The sequence below is a fragment of the Leifsonia sp. T36S-04 genome (genome assembly GCF_042465655.1).
Lineage (GTDB): Bacteria > Actinomycetota > Actinomycetes > Actinomycetales > Microbacteriaceae > Leifsonia.
This window is the reverse complement of the sequence record NZ_CP146286.1, coordinates 1521290-1537001: the sequence shown is the minus strand read 5'-3', so window position 1 is coordinate 1537001 and position 15712 is coordinate 1521290. Positions and strand designations below refer to the sequence as shown.

General features: G+C 69.7%; 12 protein-coding genes and 1 tRNA gene. 11 read left to right on the top strand and 2 right to left on the bottom strand.

What is annotated here, in order from left to right; all coding sequences use genetic code 11:
• Positions 1-6 precede the first annotated feature (6 nt).
• The 11 genes from dusB (at position 7) to P3F85_RS07460 (ending at position 13620) form a co-directional block, all read left to right on the top strand.
• Complete coding sequence (gene dusB, locus P3F85_RS07510; RefSeq protein WP_374010614.1) at positions 7-1197, top strand: tRNA dihydrouridine synthase DusB; 1191 nt, start codon at positions 7-9, stop codon at positions 1195-1197.
• Complete coding sequence (locus P3F85_RS07505; RefSeq protein WP_374010613.1) at positions 1187-2497, top strand: deoxyguanosinetriphosphate triphosphohydrolase; 1311 nt, start codon at positions 1187-1189, stop codon at positions 2495-2497. The genes dusB and P3F85_RS07505 overlap by 11 nt, the downstream gene beginning before the upstream one ends.
• Before the next feature lie 121 nt (positions 2498-2618).
• The gene (locus P3F85_RS07500; protein ID WP_374010612.1) at positions 2619-3785 is read left to right on the top strand and encodes a DUF4282 domain-containing protein; all 1167 of its coding nucleotides are present in this window, start codon (positions 2619-2621) and stop codon (positions 3783-3785) included.
• A gap of 80 nt (positions 3786-3865) precedes the next feature.
• Positions 3866-5752, top strand: a complete 1887-nt coding sequence (gene dnaG, locus P3F85_RS07495) for a DNA primase (RefSeq protein WP_374010611.1) — start codon at positions 3866-3868, stop codon at positions 5750-5752.
• Between the two features lie 205 nt (positions 5753-5957).
• Positions 5958-7583, top strand: a complete 1626-nt coding sequence (locus P3F85_RS07490; RefSeq protein WP_374010610.1) for an ABC transporter substrate-binding protein — start codon at positions 5958-5960, stop codon at positions 7581-7583.
• 95 nt (positions 7584-7678) lie between these two features.
• Positions 7679-8776, top strand: a complete 1098-nt coding sequence (locus P3F85_RS07485; RefSeq protein WP_374010609.1) for an ABC transporter permease — start codon at positions 7679-7681, stop codon at positions 8774-8776.
• A 1-nt stretch (position 8777) separates the two neighbouring features.
• Entirely contained in the window at positions 8778-9851 is a 1074-nt protein-coding gene (locus tag P3F85_RS07480) for an ABC transporter permease (RefSeq protein ID WP_374010608.1), read from the top strand.
• Positions 9848-11536: an ABC transporter ATP-binding protein gene (locus P3F85_RS07475; protein WP_374010607.1), complete on the top strand. Its 1689-nt coding sequence runs from the start codon at positions 9848-9850 to the stop codon at positions 11534-11536. The genes P3F85_RS07480 and P3F85_RS07475 overlap by 4 nt, the downstream gene beginning before the upstream one ends.
• A gap of 10 nt (positions 11537-11546) precedes the next feature.
• Positions 11547-12419: an ATP-binding cassette domain-containing protein gene (locus P3F85_RS07470; protein WP_374010606.1), complete on the top strand. Its 873-nt coding sequence runs from the start codon at positions 11547-11549 to the stop codon at positions 12417-12419.
• On the top strand, positions 12416-13468 hold the full coding sequence (locus P3F85_RS07465; protein ID WP_374010605.1) for a D-isomer specific 2-hydroxyacid dehydrogenase family protein: 1053 nt from the start codon (positions 12416-12418) through the stop codon (positions 13466-13468). The genes P3F85_RS07470 and P3F85_RS07465 overlap by 4 nt, the downstream gene beginning before the upstream one ends.
• Positions 13469-13547: 79 nt before the next feature.
• Positions 13548-13620, top strand: a tRNA-Asn gene (locus tag P3F85_RS07460).
• Between the two features lie 70 nt (positions 13621-13690).
• Here P3F85_RS07460 and P3F85_RS07455 read toward each other — a convergent pair.
• Both P3F85_RS07455 and P3F85_RS07450 read right to left on the bottom strand, forming a co-directional pair.
• A complete protein-coding gene (locus P3F85_RS07455) occupies positions 13691-14353 on the bottom strand; it encodes a response regulator (protein WP_374010604.1) in 663 nt (220 codons plus the stop codon).
• Positions 14350-15630: a histidine kinase gene (locus P3F85_RS07450; RefSeq protein WP_374010603.1), complete on the bottom strand. Its 1281-nt coding sequence runs from the start codon at positions 15628-15630 to the stop codon at positions 14350-14352. Before P3F85_RS07450 ends, P3F85_RS07455 begins: the two co-directional genes overlap by 4 nt.
• Positions 15631-15712 lie beyond the last annotated feature (82 nt).

The following is a 15712-nucleotide window of genomic DNA, read 5'->3' as shown; positions in this document are numbered from 1 at the left end:
AGTGAGATGTCTACCACTGCAACGATAAGCCACGCCCCCCAGCTGACCATCGGTCCGCTGGGACTCGACGTGCCCGTGGTCCTCGCGCCGATGGCGGGGGTCACCAACACTGCGTTCCGGCGGCTGTGCCGCGAGTTCGGCGCCGGGCTCTACGTGAGCGAGATGATCACCTCGCGCGCCCTCGTCGAGCGGACCCCGGAGTCGCTCCGGCTCATCACGCACCACGAGTCCGAGACGCCCCGCTCCATCCAGCTGTATGGAGTCGACCCGGCGACGGTCCGTGAGGCGGTCACGATGCTGGTCGCGGAGGATCGCGCCGACCACATCGACCTCAACTTCGGCTGCCCTGTACCCAAGGTGACTCGCAAGGGCGGCGGGGCGGCGCTGCCGTGGAAGCTCGGCCTGTTCCGCGAGATCGTCGAGGGTGCCGTCCGCGCCGCCGGCGACATCCCGCTCACGATCAAGATGCGCAAGGGCATCGACGGCGACCACCTGACCTACCTCGAGGCCGGCCGTATCGCCGAGGGCGCTGGGGTCGCCTCCATGGCGCTCCACGCCCGCACCGCCGCCGAGTTCTACTCCGGCCACGCCGACTGGTCCGCCATCGCGAAGCTGAAAGAGACCATCACGTCGACGCCGGTTCTCGGCAACGGCGACATCTGGTCCGCGGCCGACGCGATCCGGATGGTGGAGGAGACGGGCTGCGATGGTGTGGTCGTCGGCCGTGGCTGCCTCGGGCGTCCGTGGCTGTTCGGCGATCTCGCGGCGGCGTTCCGCGCCCGCGCGGGTGAGATCAGCGCCGAAGAGGCGCAGGCGGCCCAGGCGCATCCCACCCTCGGGCAGGTCGCAGACACGTTCCGTCGCCACGCCGAACTGCTGGTCGAGTTCTTCGACAGCGAGGAGCGGGGCTGCCGGGACATCCGCAAGCACGTCGCCTGGTACTTCAAGGGCTACCCGGTCGGCGGCGACCTGCGCGCCTCGCTGGCGACGGTCGACACCCTCCAGCACATGGACGACCTGCTCGCCACCCTCGACCGCGACCAGGAGTACCCGGGCGAGGCGGCAGAGGGCCAGCGCGGTCGCGCGGGGTCTCCGAAGCGTCCCGCGCTGCCGGACGGCTGGCTCGAGAGCCGCGACCTCGACGGGGCCCAGCGCGCCGACGTCGCCGACGCGGAGGTGCACAACAGTGGTGGATGAGATCGCCCCGAGCACCCAGGCGCCTGCGTCGCACGGCCACGCGTCGGCCGACGAGGCCTCCGACGGTTACAGCGAGCACGACCGCGAGCGCTGGCTTCCGGAGCACCACTCGAACCGGCGAAGCGACTTCGCGCGCGACCGGGCCCGGCTCCTGCACTCCAGCGCCCTCCGCCGCCTCGCGGCCAAGACGCAGGTCCTCAGTCCCACTGCAGGGCTCGACTTCGCCCGCAACCGCCTGACGCACTCCCTGGAGGTCGCTCAGGTCGGTCGCGAACTTGCGAACAGCCTCGGCCTCGACCCCGACATCGTCGACACCGCGTGCCTGGCTCACGACATCGGTCACCCGCCCTTCGGTCACAACGGCGAGCGTGCTCTCAACACCTGGGCGGAAGAGATCGGCGGCTTCGAGGGCAATGCCCAGACCCTGCGCCTGCTCAGCCGGCTCGAGCCGAAGGTCTTCGGCCGCGACGGCCGTCCGTACGGGCTGAACCTCACCCGGGCCAGCCTCGACGCGAGCTGCAAGTACCCGTGGCCCGCGTCGTCGTCCATCCCCGACCCCAGCGGGCGCGCCAAGTTCGGTTTCTACGACGACGATCACGCCGTGTTCGAGTGGATGCGCGGCGGCGCGCCCGAGCGTCAGCGCTGCATCGAGGCCCAGGTGATGGACCTCTCCGACGACATCGCGTACTCGGTGCACGACTTCGAGGACGCCGTGGTCAACGGCTACATCGACGTCGCAGCTCTCGGCAGCCGGGTCGATCACGAAGACCTCGTCGAGTCGATGCACGAGTGGGTGGGCGGCGAGGTCAGCCACCAGGAGCTGATCGAGGCGTTCGACCGGCTCGACAGCATGGACATCTGGCTCGACGGCTGGGACGGCTCCCGCCGTTCGCAGGCCCGTCTGAAGAACCTGACGAGCCAGCTGATCGGCCGCTTCGCCCACGCCGCGGTGCACGCGACGAAGGAGGCGGCAGGACGGACCGATCTGATCCGGTTCGGTGCCGATGTGGTGGTCCCGCTCAGCATCCGGGCAGAGATCGCCGTGCTGAAGGGAATCGTCGCCACGTTCGTGATGTCGAAGAACACGCGGCAGCCGATCTACGCTCAGCAGCGGCAGATCCTCTCGACGCTGGCCGACCTGCTCTACCAGCGCGGTCCGGCGGAGCTCGACCCGGGGTTCGCCGAGGATTGGCGCGACGCCGGCAGCGACCAGGAACGCCGCCGGGTGGTGGTGGACCAGGTGGCCAGCCTCACCGATCAGTCGGCGCTCAGCTGGTACGAACGACTCGTCCAGCACTGATGGTTCGGGCACTGATGGACGCTGCACTGATGGATGCCGACGCGTGGACGCGTCCACGTCCGGGGTTGAATACCTCGGCGCTGTGCAGAATGCTGGAGACCTGGCCCTCGGAAGGAAACGAATGAGCAGCGCACCACCGCCATCAGACGACGACCGCCCCACGACGGGCGAGTCGGCGGAGGCGGCCCCGGCCATGCCGGAAACCAGTCGCCGCTCTCCGAGGGCGTCCACGGCGCCGTCCGCCGGGCCGTCCGACGAGCGTTCGGCCCCCGCTGACAAGCCGGCAAGGGCGGCACGCAAGGCTCCGGCTAGCGCGGCGACATCGGCCGGCACTCCGAAGGCGACCGGCGCTGCGAAGGCGACCGGCGCTGCGAAGGCGACTGGCACTCCGCAGGCGACTGGCGCTGCGCAGCCGACCGCCGCCGCGAAACCTTCCGCCGCCAAGGCCACCACGGCCAAAGCGACGACCGCCACGCCCGCCGCGAAGAAGCCGGCCACGCCTCGCACCCGCCGCACGACCGTCAAGCCGGCGGCGATCGCTCCCGAGGGCGAAGCACCCGACATCATGGATGCGACTCTCGCGGCCCGTTCGCCGCTCGCGGGCACATCGGCGGCAGCGGGCGACACTTCATCGTCTCCCGTGGAACCCCTCGAAGAGAGCCTGGCGGCGACGAAGCGGCTTCCGACGGCGGAGGAGGTCTACGCGGGATCGACAACGGACGAACGGGATGAGACTCCCGCAGCGGTCGAGGCCCCTGTGGCGGCCGACGCGGCTGTGCCCGTGGTGGAGGCGGAAGCATCATCCGCAGGTCCCGGCGCGACGGATACGGTTCCCGCCGCGGTCCCTGCAGCAGTACCCGCCGAAGCCCCTCTTGCAGACGACACCGTACCCGCGGGCAGCCCCTCAGTCGCGCCCGCCGCCCACAACCAGCCGCCCTACGGACGCACCGTCAACGACCTGGCCGACCGGCTCGACGACTCGCGCTTCTTCTCGTCGCTGTTCGACTTCACGTTCACCAGCTACGTCACCCGCAAGCTCGCAGGCCCGGTGTACGTGGTGGGCCTGGTGCTCATCGGTCTCGGGATCGTGGTCGGGTTCGCCAACTCCCTCACCGCCGCCATCTCGACGCACGCGCCGATCGGCGCCTTCGTCTTCCTGTTCGGCGTGCTGATCACCCTCGTCGGGGCCATGCTGTCCGTCCTGCTGCTGCGGGTGGGTATCGAGGTCTTCTGCGCGATCATCGAGATCGCTCAGAACACTCGCCGGCGGCGTCCGCCGGGGGAGTGACGCCGGGCGGGGTCGCGCATCCGGATGCCCACGAGGTCGACCGGGGATGAGCGTCGGTCCCGCTCACTAGAATCGAGAGCATGGCCGGACGGATTCGACAGAGCGACATCGAAGAGGTCAAGGCCCGCACCAACATCGGCGACATCATCGGCGACTATGTCAGCCTCAAGACCGGCGGCGTCGGCGCGCTCAAAGGCCTCTGCCCGTTCCACGACGAGAAGAGCCCGAGCTTCTACGTCCGGCCGGGCGTCGGCCGCTACCACTGCTTCGGCTGCGGCGAGGGCGGGGACGTCTACGAGTTCCTCCTCAAGATGGACCACGTCACCTTCACGGACGCCGTGGAGAGACTCGCCGGGCGCATCGGCTACCAGCTGCACTACGAAGAAGGCGGCGGGGGACCGTCGGAGGGCTCCAACCGCGCGCGCCTTCTGGCGGCGAACTCGGCGGCCGAGGAGTTCTTCCGCGACCGCCTCTCCGCGCCGGACGCCGAGCCGGGCCGCCGCTTCCTGGGCGAGCGCGGCTTCGACTCCGCAGCCGCGTCGCACTTCGGTGTCGGCTTCGCGCCGAAGAGCTGGGACGAGCTGACCAAGCACCTCCGCACCAAGGGATTCACGCAGGAGGAGCTGCTCACCGCCGGCCTGGTCTCGCAGGGCGACCGAGGGATCTACGACCGATTCCGCGGCCGCCTGGTCTGGCCCATCCGCGATGTCACCGGCCAGACCATCGGCTTCGGCGCCCGCAGGCTCCTGGAGGACGACAAGGGTCCGAAGTACCTCAACACCCCCGAGACCCCGGTCTACAAGAAGGCCCAGGTGCTCTACGGCCTCGACCTCGCCAAGCGCGACATCTCGCGGCAGGACCAGGTCGTCGTCGTCGAGGGCTACACCGACGTCATGGCCTGTCACCTGGCCGGGATCACGACCGCCGTAGCAACGTGCGGCACGTCGTTCGGCGTCGACCACATCAAGGTCATCCGGCGCGTGATGGGCGACGACTCCAGCCAGGGTTCGGTCATCTTCACCTTCGACCCGGATGCGGCCGGCCAGAAGGCCGCGACCCGCGCCTTCGGCGAGGAGCAGCGCTTCTCGGCCCAGACGTACGTGGCGGTCGGTCCCGACGGGCTCGACCCGTGCGACCTGCGCCTGTCGAAGGGCGACGATGCCGTCCGCCGCATGATCGACGCCCGAAAGCCGATGTTCGAGTTCATGATCCGCCAGGTGGTGGAGCGGTTCGACCTCGACTCCGTGGAGGGTCGCAGCGCGGCCCTGCGCGCGGGCGCCCCGATCGTCGCGACCATCCGCGACCCCGCCTCGCAGAACGGCTACACCCGCGAGCTCGCCCGTCTCTCAGGAGCCGACCTGCAGGACACCATCCGCGCCGTACGTGCGGCGCAGCGCACCTCGGGTTCCCGCGACGGGCGCCCGGACGGCCGTACGGCCGACGGACGCGATCAGGGCGGGGCCCGCGCCCGGCCCGTGGGGGAGGAGGGAGGACTCTCCGAGCGTCCGCGGCTCTCGCAGTCCGAGCTCTCCGATCCCACCCAGCGCACCGAGCGCGAGAGCCTCATGGTGCTGTTGCAGATCCCCGGCGAAGTGGGCACCGAGCGTGCCGCGCGTGCGCTCCAGGTGCCGTTCGTCAATCCGACGCACGCCGTCATCCGGGATGCCATCGCCAGCCAGCTGGGCACCATGACCCAACCGGGGTGGGTGGATCGGATCCTCGCCGAAGTGCCGCAGGCCTACGCCCCGACGGTCAACGCCCTCGCGGTCGCCGAGCTGCCCCAGGGCGGTGACCCCGGCCCCTACGCGCGCTCCATCGTGGATGGGCTCATCGACCGCGACCTGCTCCGTGAGAAGGCGGAACTCACGTCGCGCCTTGGCCGCACGGAGGACCCTGAGGTCCGCCGGCAGATCTCGGTCGCCATGGTCGCGATCGAGTCCGAGCGTCGTCGCCTGCGCGGCGAATAAGTCCAGCCGCCCGGTTGCGGATTCCGTCGCCGGCGGCGCGAGGCAGCGCTCTTTTGTTGCGCCTGTGTAAAGATCACGGCCGGATCCGTGTTCTGATGCGGGCACCACGAGCATTCCGTGCTAGGAAAGTTCTCACGCGAATGGCGATCACGCGCGCTTGCAACGACGCCGACGCGCATCCCACACCAGGAAGAGGTACTCGGATATGACATCCGCACACAACGGTGGTCGGCGCCTGCTCGCCGTCTCCGCCGCGTTCGCGGCCGCGGCGCTGGTGCTCGCCGGCTGCTCGGGCAGCAACAACAGCTCCGGTGGCGGCAGCGCCATCACCGTCGGCACGACCGACAAGATCACGTCCATCGACCCGGCCGGTTCGTACGACAACGGCTCCTTCGCCGTCATGAACCAGGTGTATCCGTTCCTGCTGAACAGCCCGTACGGCAGCCCGGACGTGAAGCCCGACATCGCAGAGAGCGCCGACTTCACGTCGCCGACCGAGTTCACGGTCAAGCTCAAGTCGGGCCTGAAGTTCGCCAACGGCCACGACCTCACCTCGTCGGACGTGAAGTTCACCTTCGACCGCCAGAAGAAGATCAACGACCCCAACGGTCCCGCGTCGCTGCTGGCGAATCTCGACAGCGTGTCGACCCCGGACAAGACCACGGTCGTCTTCAAGCTGAAGGTGCCGAACGACCAGACCTTCGCGCAGGTGCTCTCGAGCCCCGCCGGTCCGATCGTCGACGAGCAGGTCTTCTCGGCTGACAAGGTCACTCCGGACAACACCATCGTCAAGGGCCACGCCTTCGCCGGCCAGTACGACATCACCTCGTACGACTTCAACAACCTGATCGCGTACAAGGCGTTCGACGGCTACAAGGGCCTCCTCGGCAAGCCCGCGACCGCGAAGGTCAACGTCAAGTACTACGCCCAGGCCTCCAACCTGAAGCTCGACATCCAGAAGGGCGCGATCGACGTCGCATGGCGGCAGCTGTCGGCCACGGACATCGAGAACCTGGCGTCGAACAAGAACGTCAAGGTCGTCAAGGGACCGGGTGGCGAGATCCGCTACATCGTGTTCAACTTCGACACCCAGCCCTTCGGCTCCAAGACGCCCGAAGCGGATGCCGCCAAGGCACTCGCGGTGCGTCAGGCTGCTGCCGACCTGGTCGACCGCGCCGCGATCGCCAAGCAGGTCTACAAGGACACCTACACCCCGCTCTACTCGTTCGTTCCGGACGGGCTGACCGGTGCCACCACCGTTCTGAAGGACCTGTATGGCGACGGAAACGGCGGGCCGAGCCTGGACAAGGCGAAGGCTGCTCTGCAGGAGGCGGGCGTGACGACTCCTGTCTCGCTGAACCTCCAGTACAACCCGGACCACTACGGACCCTCGTCGGGTGACGAGTACGCCCAGGTGAAGTCGCAGCTGGAGAACGGCGGCCTGTTCAAGGTCAACCTCCAGTCGACCGAGTGGGTCCAGTACTCGAAGGACCGCACCGCGGACGTGTACCCGGCCTACCAGCTGGGCTGGTTCCCGGACTACTCCGACGCCGACAACTACCTGTCGCCGTTCTTCATCAAGGACAACTTCCTCGCCAACCACTACGACAACGCCGAGGTCCAGGACCTCATCGCGAAGCAGGCGGGCACGACCGACAAGGCCGAGCGCACCAAGCTGATCGAGGAGATCCAGGCCAAGGTCGGGGCCGACCTGAGCACCCTGCCGCTGCTGCAGGGCTCGCAGGTCGCCGTCGTCGGCAAGGACGTCAAGGGCACCGACAAGACGCTCGACGCCTCGTTCAAGTTCCGCTACGCGGTTCTCTCGAAGTAATCCGGCTCTGAGCGTGACGCTCTAAGCTGACCGGGGGGTGGCTCGCTGACGAAGCGAGCCACCCCCTCTCCACGAACCATCCACGATTGGCCTCCATGACAGCGACTGTCAGCGCTCCGGCGGCGGGAACCGCGCCCGGGCCCGACCGAGCCAAGGCGAAGCGGCGAGCGGGAGGCGGCCTCGGCCGCTACATCCTCGTCCGCGCCCTGCTCATCATCCCGACCATCTTCATCCTCGTCACCGTGGTGTTCTTCCTGATGCGGTCGACGGGCGACCCCATCACCGCCGCGCTCGGGGGCAAGCTGCCGCCCGCCCAGCTCGCGCAGCGCGTCCACGAGGCGGGCTACGACCGTCCCGTGCTCGTGCAGTATTTCGAGTACCTGGGCCAGCTGCTCCGCGGCGACTTCGGAACGACGTTCACCGACCACCAGCCGGTGACCCAGGTGCTCCTGACCTACGGCGCCGCGACCCTCGAGCTCGCGTTCTACGCGCTGATCGTCGCCTTCATCGTCGGCATTCCGCTCGGTCTGGTCGCGGCGTACTTCCGCGACAAGGCGCAGGATGCAACCCTCCGCATCTTCGCCATCCTCTGCTACGCGACGCCCGTGTTCTTCGTTGGCCTCGTCCTCAAACTCGTCTTCTCGATCTGGCTGGGCTGGCTGCCCGTCTCCGGGCGCGCATCCACCAGCTCCGAGCTCGAGATGCAGACGCTGGACGGCAAGACCGGCATCTATCTGATCGACGCGTTCCAGACCGGTGACCCCGCGGTGGTCACCGACGTTCTGATGCACGCCATCCTTCCGGCCGTCGCGCTGGGCCTCCTGACCGCCGGCGTGTTCCTCCGCCTCGTCCGCACGAACGTGATCGGGACGCTGTCGACCGACTACGTGGATGCGGCGCGTTCGCGCGGTGTCCGGGAGTCGCGACTCCTGCGCAAGCACGCCTACCGCCCGGCGCTCATCCCGATCATCACCGTCATCGGCCTGCAGATCGCGCTCCTGCTCGGTGGCGCCGTGCTGACCGAGACCACCTTCGAGTGGAAGGGACTCGGCTTCCAGCTCGTCCACTACCTGCAGGCGCGCGACTTCGTCGCCGTGCAGGGCATGGTCGTCCTGCTCGCCGTGATCGTCACGCTCACCAACTTCATCGTCGACGTGATCGCGGCGCTGATCGACCCGAGAGTGCGGTACTGAGATGTCCACCACAACCCTCACCCCACGCAGGCGACTGCTACGCGATCGCCTGCCGGTCGTCCACCAGCTCCGGCAGAGCGTCGGCCTGCAGCGCGGGATGCTCGTCACGGGCCTCGTGCTCACCGCCGTGTTCATCCTGCTCTCGCTGTTCGCTCCGCTGATCGCGCCGTACGGCTTCGCTCAGCTGAAGGGCGCCGACGGTGTGCCGTTCGGCACCACGCAGCCGCCGAGCTCCGCACACATCTGGGGCACCACCTCCGGCGGCTACGACGTCTTTTCCCGCGTCATCTGGGGCACGCAGACGGCCATCCTGGTGATCATCGTCGCGGTGATCCTGTCGATCTTCCTCGGCGTCTTCCTCGGCCTCATCTCCGGCTACTTCGGCGGCTGGCTCGACCGCACGCTCGTGGTCATCTGCGACGCGATCTACGCGTTCCCATCCCTGCTGCTCGCGATCGTGATGGCCATCGCCATCAGCGGCGGCCAGTCCAGCCTGTGGGGAGGCATCCTGGCGGCGGCCATCTCGATCACCGTCGTGTACATCCCGCAGTACTTCCGGGTGATCCGTTCCGAGGTGGTCCGGATCAAGGCGGAGGCGTACGTCGAGTCGGCGCGGGTCGTCGGCGCGAGCAACACCCGGATCATGACCCGTCACGTGCTCCGCAACTCCACCCGCACGCTGCCGCTGATCTTCACGCTCAACTCGTCCGAGGCGATCCTGACGCTGGCGGGCCTGGGCTTCCTCGGCTTCGGCATCGAACCGACGGCCGCCGCTGAGTGGGGCTACGACCTCAACAAGGCCGTCGACGACGTGACCAGCGGCATCTGGTGGACCTCGATCTACCCGGGTCTCGCGATCGTCCTCGCGGTGCTGGGCATCACGCTGGTCGGCGAGAGCCTGAACGACCTGGCCGATCCGCGTCTGCGCGGGCGCCGGCGCGCCGCGGTGGCGTCCGGCGAGGTGGCCGAGACCTCGGTGGTCCCCGGCGGCACGCTCAGCGCCGGCCCCGGAGGGATCGACGGACTGGAGAGCGGCGAGACGTTCGACGAGCACGGAATCGAGGTCAAGCCATGAGCGATGTCGTTCAGATCAAGAACCTGTCGGTCTCTTTCGCGACCGACGCCGGGGTGGTGAAGGCCGTCGACGACGTGTCGCTCCAGGTCTCCCCCGGGGAGGTGCTGGCGATCGTCGGCGAGTCGGGGTCGGGCAAGACGGTGACCGCGAAGACCATCCTCGGTCTGCTGCCCGAGACGGCCACCGCCGCCGGTGCGGTGATCCTGCGCAGCCGGGACGGTTCGAGCGAGGCGGACATCGTCAGCCTCAGCAAGCGCCAGTTGCGCGCGGTGCGGGGGACCGATGTCGCGATGGTGTTCCAGGAGCCGTCGACGGCGCTTAACCCCGTCTACACGGTGGGCTGGCAGATCGCGGAGGGGCTGCGCGCCCACTCCAAGCTGTCGAAGAAGGAGGCTCGGGCGAAAGCCATCGAGATCCTCGAGCGGGTCGGCATCCCGGAGCCGGAGCAGCGGGTCAAGTACTACCCGCACCAGTTCTCCGGCGGCCAGAAGCAGCGCATCGTCATCGCGATGGCGCTGGTGCTGAACCCGGGCCTGATCGTCGCCGACGAGCCGACCACGGCGCTCGATGTGACGGTGCAGGCCGAGATCCTCGACCTGCTGCGCCGGTGCCGTGACGAGTTCGGTGCGGCCATCGTGCTGATCACCCACAACATGGGCGTCGTCGCCGACCTCGCCGATCGCGTCGCGGTGATGTACCAGGGCAAGCTGGTGGAGCAGGCGGACGTCCGCACCCTGTTCGCGTCACCGCAGGCTGAGTACACGCAGAAGCTGCTGGCCGCGGTTCCGAAGATCGGACAGGGCGCCGTCGCCACCGAGGACCGCGCGATCGCGCGCGCCGAGCGTGCAGAGCAGGCACCGGTCGTGCAGGCGCGCGACCTGCGCATCCAGTACCCCGGCCGCCTGGGCCGCCCCGGGTTCGTGGCCGTCGACGGGGTGTCGTTCGACATCCGTCCCGGCGAGGTGCTCGGCCTGGTGGGCGAGTCGGGCTCCGGCAAGACCACCATCGGGCGTGCCATCGCCGGCCTGAACCGGGTCACCGGCGGGTCGCTCCAGGTGCTCGGCCAGGAGATGAACGGCGTTCGCGAGCGGCACTTCCGCAAGGTGCGCGGCGACATCGGGTTCGTGTTCCAGGACCCGGCGTCGAGTTTCAACCCGCTGCTGTCGATCGCCGACTGCGTAGCGGAACCGCTAGTGGTCCACGGACGTGCGTCGTCCGCGGCGGAGGCGCGCGGGCGAGTGGATGAGCTGCTCGAGGCCGTCCAGCTGCCGCGAGCGTACGGCGACCGCTTCCCGCACGAGCTCTCCGGCGGCCAGCGCCAGCGGGCGAGTCTCGCCCGGGCGCTCGCTCTGGAGCCGAGCCTGCTGATCGCCGACGAGCCCACGTCGGCACTCGACGTCTCGGTGCAGGCGCGCGTGCTGGAGCTGTTCGCGGAACTCCAGAAGGAGTTCGGCTTCGCGTCGCTGTTCATCAGCCACGACCTGGCCGTCGTCGACCTTCTCGCCGACCGGATCGCGGTGCTGCACCGTGGCCGGCTCGTCGAGGAGGGCACGGGAGCCGAGGTGCTGGGCAACCCGCGCGAGGCGTACACGCAGCGGCTGCTCGCCTCGCTCCCGGTTCCCGACCCGGTCGAACAGGCCGACCGGCGGGAGGAGCTGCACCGGTTGCAGAGGGAGAGCGCTTAGGGTCGAGGGTGTGAGTTCCGAGCCCGCGATCGTCGTCAGCGACCTGTCCGTCGAATACCCCGCGCGGGGCCCCAGCGCGTCGTGCGTTGCCCTGCGGGGAGTCAGCTTCCGCCTCGAGCAGGGGCAGGCGCTCGGGGTACTGGGCGAGACCGGGTCGGGCAAGAGCACGCTCGCGCAGGTGCTCGCGGGTCACGTCCTTCCGGCCCGGGCGTCCGAGCCGGGGCCGCGGATCAGCGGCGGCGAGGCGTCCGTGCTCGGTCACCCGCTGCGGAAGGCGCGGAAGCGCGACCTCGCCGAGGTCACCTTCCACGTCGGCTACCTGCCGCAGGAGGCCGCCGCCACGCTGGAGCCGTCGCTCTCGGTGCAGGACAACGTCACCCTGCCGATCTTCGAACGGGACGAGCACTATCCACGTCGAGCGGCGGGGGAGCGCGCGGCGACGATGCTCGACACGGTGCACCTGCCGCTGAGTGTGCTGGGCAAGTACCCGTACGAGCTCAGCTCGGGTCAGCGGCAGCGGGTCGCACTCGCCCGCGCGCTGGTGCTCGGGCCGAGCATCCTCATCGCCGACGAGCCGACCGCCGGGATCGACGCGACGGTACGCGACGCCGTCATCGATCTGCTCGCGCAGCTGCGCGAGCACTCCGGGTTCTCCGCGGTGGTGGTCAGCCACGACCTCTCTGTGCTGCGACGCGCGACCGACACGTCGCTCGTCCTGCAGGGCGGTCGCCCGGTCGGCTTCGGACCGATCGAGGATGTGCTCGCGGATCCGACGCATCCGTTCGTGGCAGGCCTGGCCCGCGCGCTGAAGGCGCCGAAGCAGCGAACCGAGCGGCTACCGCAGCGCTCCGCCGCCCAGCGCGGAACGGAGGGCGCGCGATGACCCAGCAGACGCCAACGAGTGGAGAGACGATGGATACGAACCCGGCGAGCGAAGGCACGGCGCCGCGGCATCGCGCGGTCCTGGCCGACGAGGCCGCTCCGCGGGCAGTGGATGCGCGTCCGGAACCCGGGCCGATCGCGGTTCTGCCGGAGCCCGAGCAGCAGTTCGTCGACGCGGTGGAGGCCGCGGGAGGCACAGTCGAGCCGCTCTCGGAGCGGACGCGGGGCGTGGTCTGGCTGTCGAACAAGGATGCTGCGGCGTTCCCGGCGGTGCTCGAGGCGAACCCGGGCATCGGCTGGGTGCAGCTGCCGTTCGCGGGCGTTGACGCCTTCGCGGACATCCTGGCGTCGGAGAACCGGCCGGGTCTCGTCTGGACCAGCGCGAAGGGCGCGTACGCCCAGCCGGTCGCCGAGCACGCCCTCGTGCTGAGCCTGGCGCTGCTCCGCGTGCTGCCGACGCGGCTGCGGGCCCGGTCGTGGGCGACCGAGCCGGAGGGACGCTCCCTGTACGGTCTCGACGTCGTCATCGTCGGGGCGGGTGGCATCGCCCTCGAGCTGATGCGGCTGCTCGAACCGTTCGGCGCGCGCGTGACGATCGTCCGCCGCTCGGAGAGCGCGGTGCCCGGCGCATTCCGGACGGTGACGGCTGAGCGCCTGGGCGAGGTCCTGCCGTCCGCGGATGTCGTCGTGGTGGCGGCCGCCCTGACCGACGGGACGCGCCGGCTGTTCGGCAGCGCGGAGTTCGCCGCGATGAAGCCGACGGCGTACCTGGTCAACATCGCGCGCGGGGGCCTCGTCGACACGGATGCGCTCCTCGACGCCCTGCGGACCGGCTCGATCGCTGGCGCCGGGCTCGACGTCACCGATCCTGAGCCCCTCCCGGACGGCCACCCGCTCTGGGAGGAGCCGAACGTCATCATCACGCCGCACCAGGCCGATACGCCCGAGATGACGGCTCCGTTGCTGGCCGAGCGCATCCGCCTCAACGTCCGCGCGTTCCTCGACGACGGCCGTTTCGTGGGTGTCGTGGACCCGCAAGCGGGCTACTGAGACCCGACGCGCGCGGGATCCTGGCCCGATTTCCGGAGCGGCCGCGAACCTTGCTAGAGTAGCTTCGCTGATCAAGCATTCCTCGATAGCTCAATTGGCAGAGCAGCCGGCTGTTAACCGGCAGGTTCTTGGTTCGAGTCCAAGTCGGGGAGCTTATTCGAAGCCCCGGTCTTCCACGGAAGACCGGGGCTTCGCCCGTTCCAGGGGCAGCTACGGCGGGGGCTACTGCCAGCCGGGCTGGACGAGGCCCGTCTCGTATGCGAGCACGACCAGGTGCACACGGTCGCGCGCATCCAGCTTGGTCATGATGCGCGACACGTGCGTCTTGGCGGTGAGAGGGCTCAGGTAGAGCCGCTCGCCGATCTCCGAGTTGGTGAGCCCGTGGGCGACGAGACCGAGCACCTCTCGCTCGCGTTCCGTCAGCTGTTCCAGCCGGGCCGAGTCGGGCGCCGGGCGCAGGCCGCCCGAGACGCGCTCGATGAGCCGACGCGTGACCCCGGGGGAGAGCAGCGCGTCGCCCGCCGCCACGACCCGGACGGCACGGATCAGCTCGACGGGCTCGGTGTCCTTCACGAGGAAGCCGCTGGCGCCCGCGATGATCGCCTGCGCAACGTACTCGTCGAGCTCGAACGTGGTGACGATCACGATGCGCGTTCCGGCGAGCGCGGGGTCCGCCACGATCTCACCCGTCGCCCACAGGCCGTCGCCGTCGGGCATCCGGATGTCCATCAGCACGACATCCGGATGTGTGGCGGCCACCAGGTCCACCGCTTCCCGGCCGGTGCCCGCCTCGCCCACGATCTCGACGTCGTCCTCGGCCTCCAGCAGAGCACGGAAGCCCGCACGGACGAGGTGCTGGTCGTCGGCGAGAAGAACCCGGATCATGGCGCCTCCTCGGCGGGTATGCGCACGGCAGGCGGTGCGGACGGGATGCGCGCCTCGACGGCCACGCCGCCGCCATCGGGCGTTCGCACCTCGAAGTGGCCGCCGAGCAGCTCGGCGCGCTCCTGCATTCCGAGCATGCCCCTTCCGGTCGTCGCCGTGCCGTGGCCGGGCGGCAGTCCACGGCCGTCGTCCTGCACCAGGAGCGTGTACCAGCCGTCGGCCTCCGAGATCCGGATGGTCACGGTCGTCGCCTGGGCGTGCCGGCCGATGTTCGTGAGCGATTCCTGCACGATGCGGTACAGCGCCAGTTGTGTCGCGGCCGACGGCGTGGACGAGAGGGTCGCCTCGTAGTCGATCCGCAGCCCCGCCTTGCGGTACGTGTCGATGAGGACCGGGATGCGCGCAAGATCCGGCTCAGGGGAGCGGGCGGCGTCCCCGTCCGGGCCCCGGAGGAAGCCCAGCACGCCGCGCACCTCCTCCAGCGCCTGGCTGCTGGTCGTCTTGATGGCTTCCAGACTCTCGCGGGCTTTGTCGGGCCGCGAATCGAACAGGTGGAGGCCGACGCCTGCCTGGACGCTGATCTGCGACAGCGAGTGGGCCAGCACGTCGTGCAGTTCGCGGGCGATCCGCAATCGCTCCGCTTCCGCAGCCGACTCCCGTCGTGCGGCGATCGAGCGGGCGACCTCCCGGTAGCGTTCGCGCCGATTCCGCAGGGCCTCGCCGACTCCGACCAGCAGGCACAGCACGAGGGCGATGATGAGCGGCCGGACCATGGCCACGGGCTCGCCGACCAGCAGATAGGCCGCAGCCGGGCCGGCGATCGCGAAGCCGGCCAGCGTCCACCACACCCACGCCCGCGCGCCACGGACGACCGCGCTGACGACGGCGAAGGCGAGCGGCACTGCGGAGAACGGCGGCCCTGTGGTCACGGCGATCGCCGGCGCGCAGAGGGCGGCGACGACGGCGACGGTCAGACCGGGATGCCTCCGGGCGGCCAAGAGGACGAACGATGCCGCGAAGGCGAGCAGCGTGAAGCCCAGCGCCACGGGATCGGCCGGCACAGCGCGGGCGGCGATGACCAGCCCGGGGAGTTGGAGCAGCGCGGCGACGACGACGGCGAACCAATGGGTGCCGTGCGGACGGCTGCGGCCCGCCCAGGGGGGACGCGGCCACTCGCCGGTCTCGGAAGTCGACGCGCTCATCCACCCGGACCGCGTGCCGCGCGCTGCTCCCGAGCGCGCGTCCGACTCCTCGTCGGCAGGCGGATTCCAGGGCATCTCCTCATGCTAACCACGGCGCGCCGCGGCGGCGTCCATCCGCGGGCGTCGTGCGGCTACTCCCTGGGGAGTACCGGGTGCG

Excerpts from the sequence above, each read along its gene's own strand:
- P3F85_RS07490 (WP_374010610.1), top strand. The coding sequence starts at position 5,958 with ATGACATCCGCACACAACGGTGGTCGGCGCCTGCTCGCCGTCTCCGCC.
- dusB (WP_374010614.1), top strand. The coding sequence starts at position 7 with ATGTCTACCACTGCAACGATAAGCCACGCCCCCCAGCTGACCATCGGT.
- P3F85_RS07485 (WP_374010609.1), top strand. The coding sequence starts at position 7,679 with ATGACAGCGACTGTCAGCGCTCCGGCGGCGGGAACCGCGCCCGGGCCC.
- P3F85_RS07455 (WP_374010604.1), bottom strand. The coding sequence starts at position 14,353 with ATGATCCGGGTTCTTCTCGCCGACGACCAGCACCTCGTCCGTGCGGGC.
- P3F85_RS07500 (WP_374010612.1), top strand. The coding sequence starts at position 2,619 with ATGAGCAGCGCACCACCGCCATCAGACGACGACCGCCCCACGACGGGC.
- P3F85_RS07450 (WP_374010603.1), bottom strand. The coding sequence starts at position 15,630 with ATGCCCTGGAATCCGCCTGCCGACGAGGAGTCGGACGCGCGCTCGGGA.
- dnaG (WP_374010611.1), top strand. The coding sequence starts at position 3,866 with ATGGCCGGACGGATTCGACAGAGCGACATCGAAGAGGTCAAGGCCCGC.
- P3F85_RS07480 (WP_374010608.1), top strand. The coding sequence starts at position 8,778 with ATGTCCACCACAACCCTCACCCCACGCAGGCGACTGCTACGCGATCGC.
- P3F85_RS07475 (WP_374010607.1), top strand. The coding sequence starts at position 9,848 with ATGAGCGATGTCGTTCAGATCAAGAACCTGTCGGTCTCTTTCGCGACC.
- P3F85_RS07465 (WP_374010605.1), top strand. The coding sequence starts at position 12,416 with ATGACCCAGCAGACGCCAACGAGTGGAGAGACGATGGATACGAACCCG.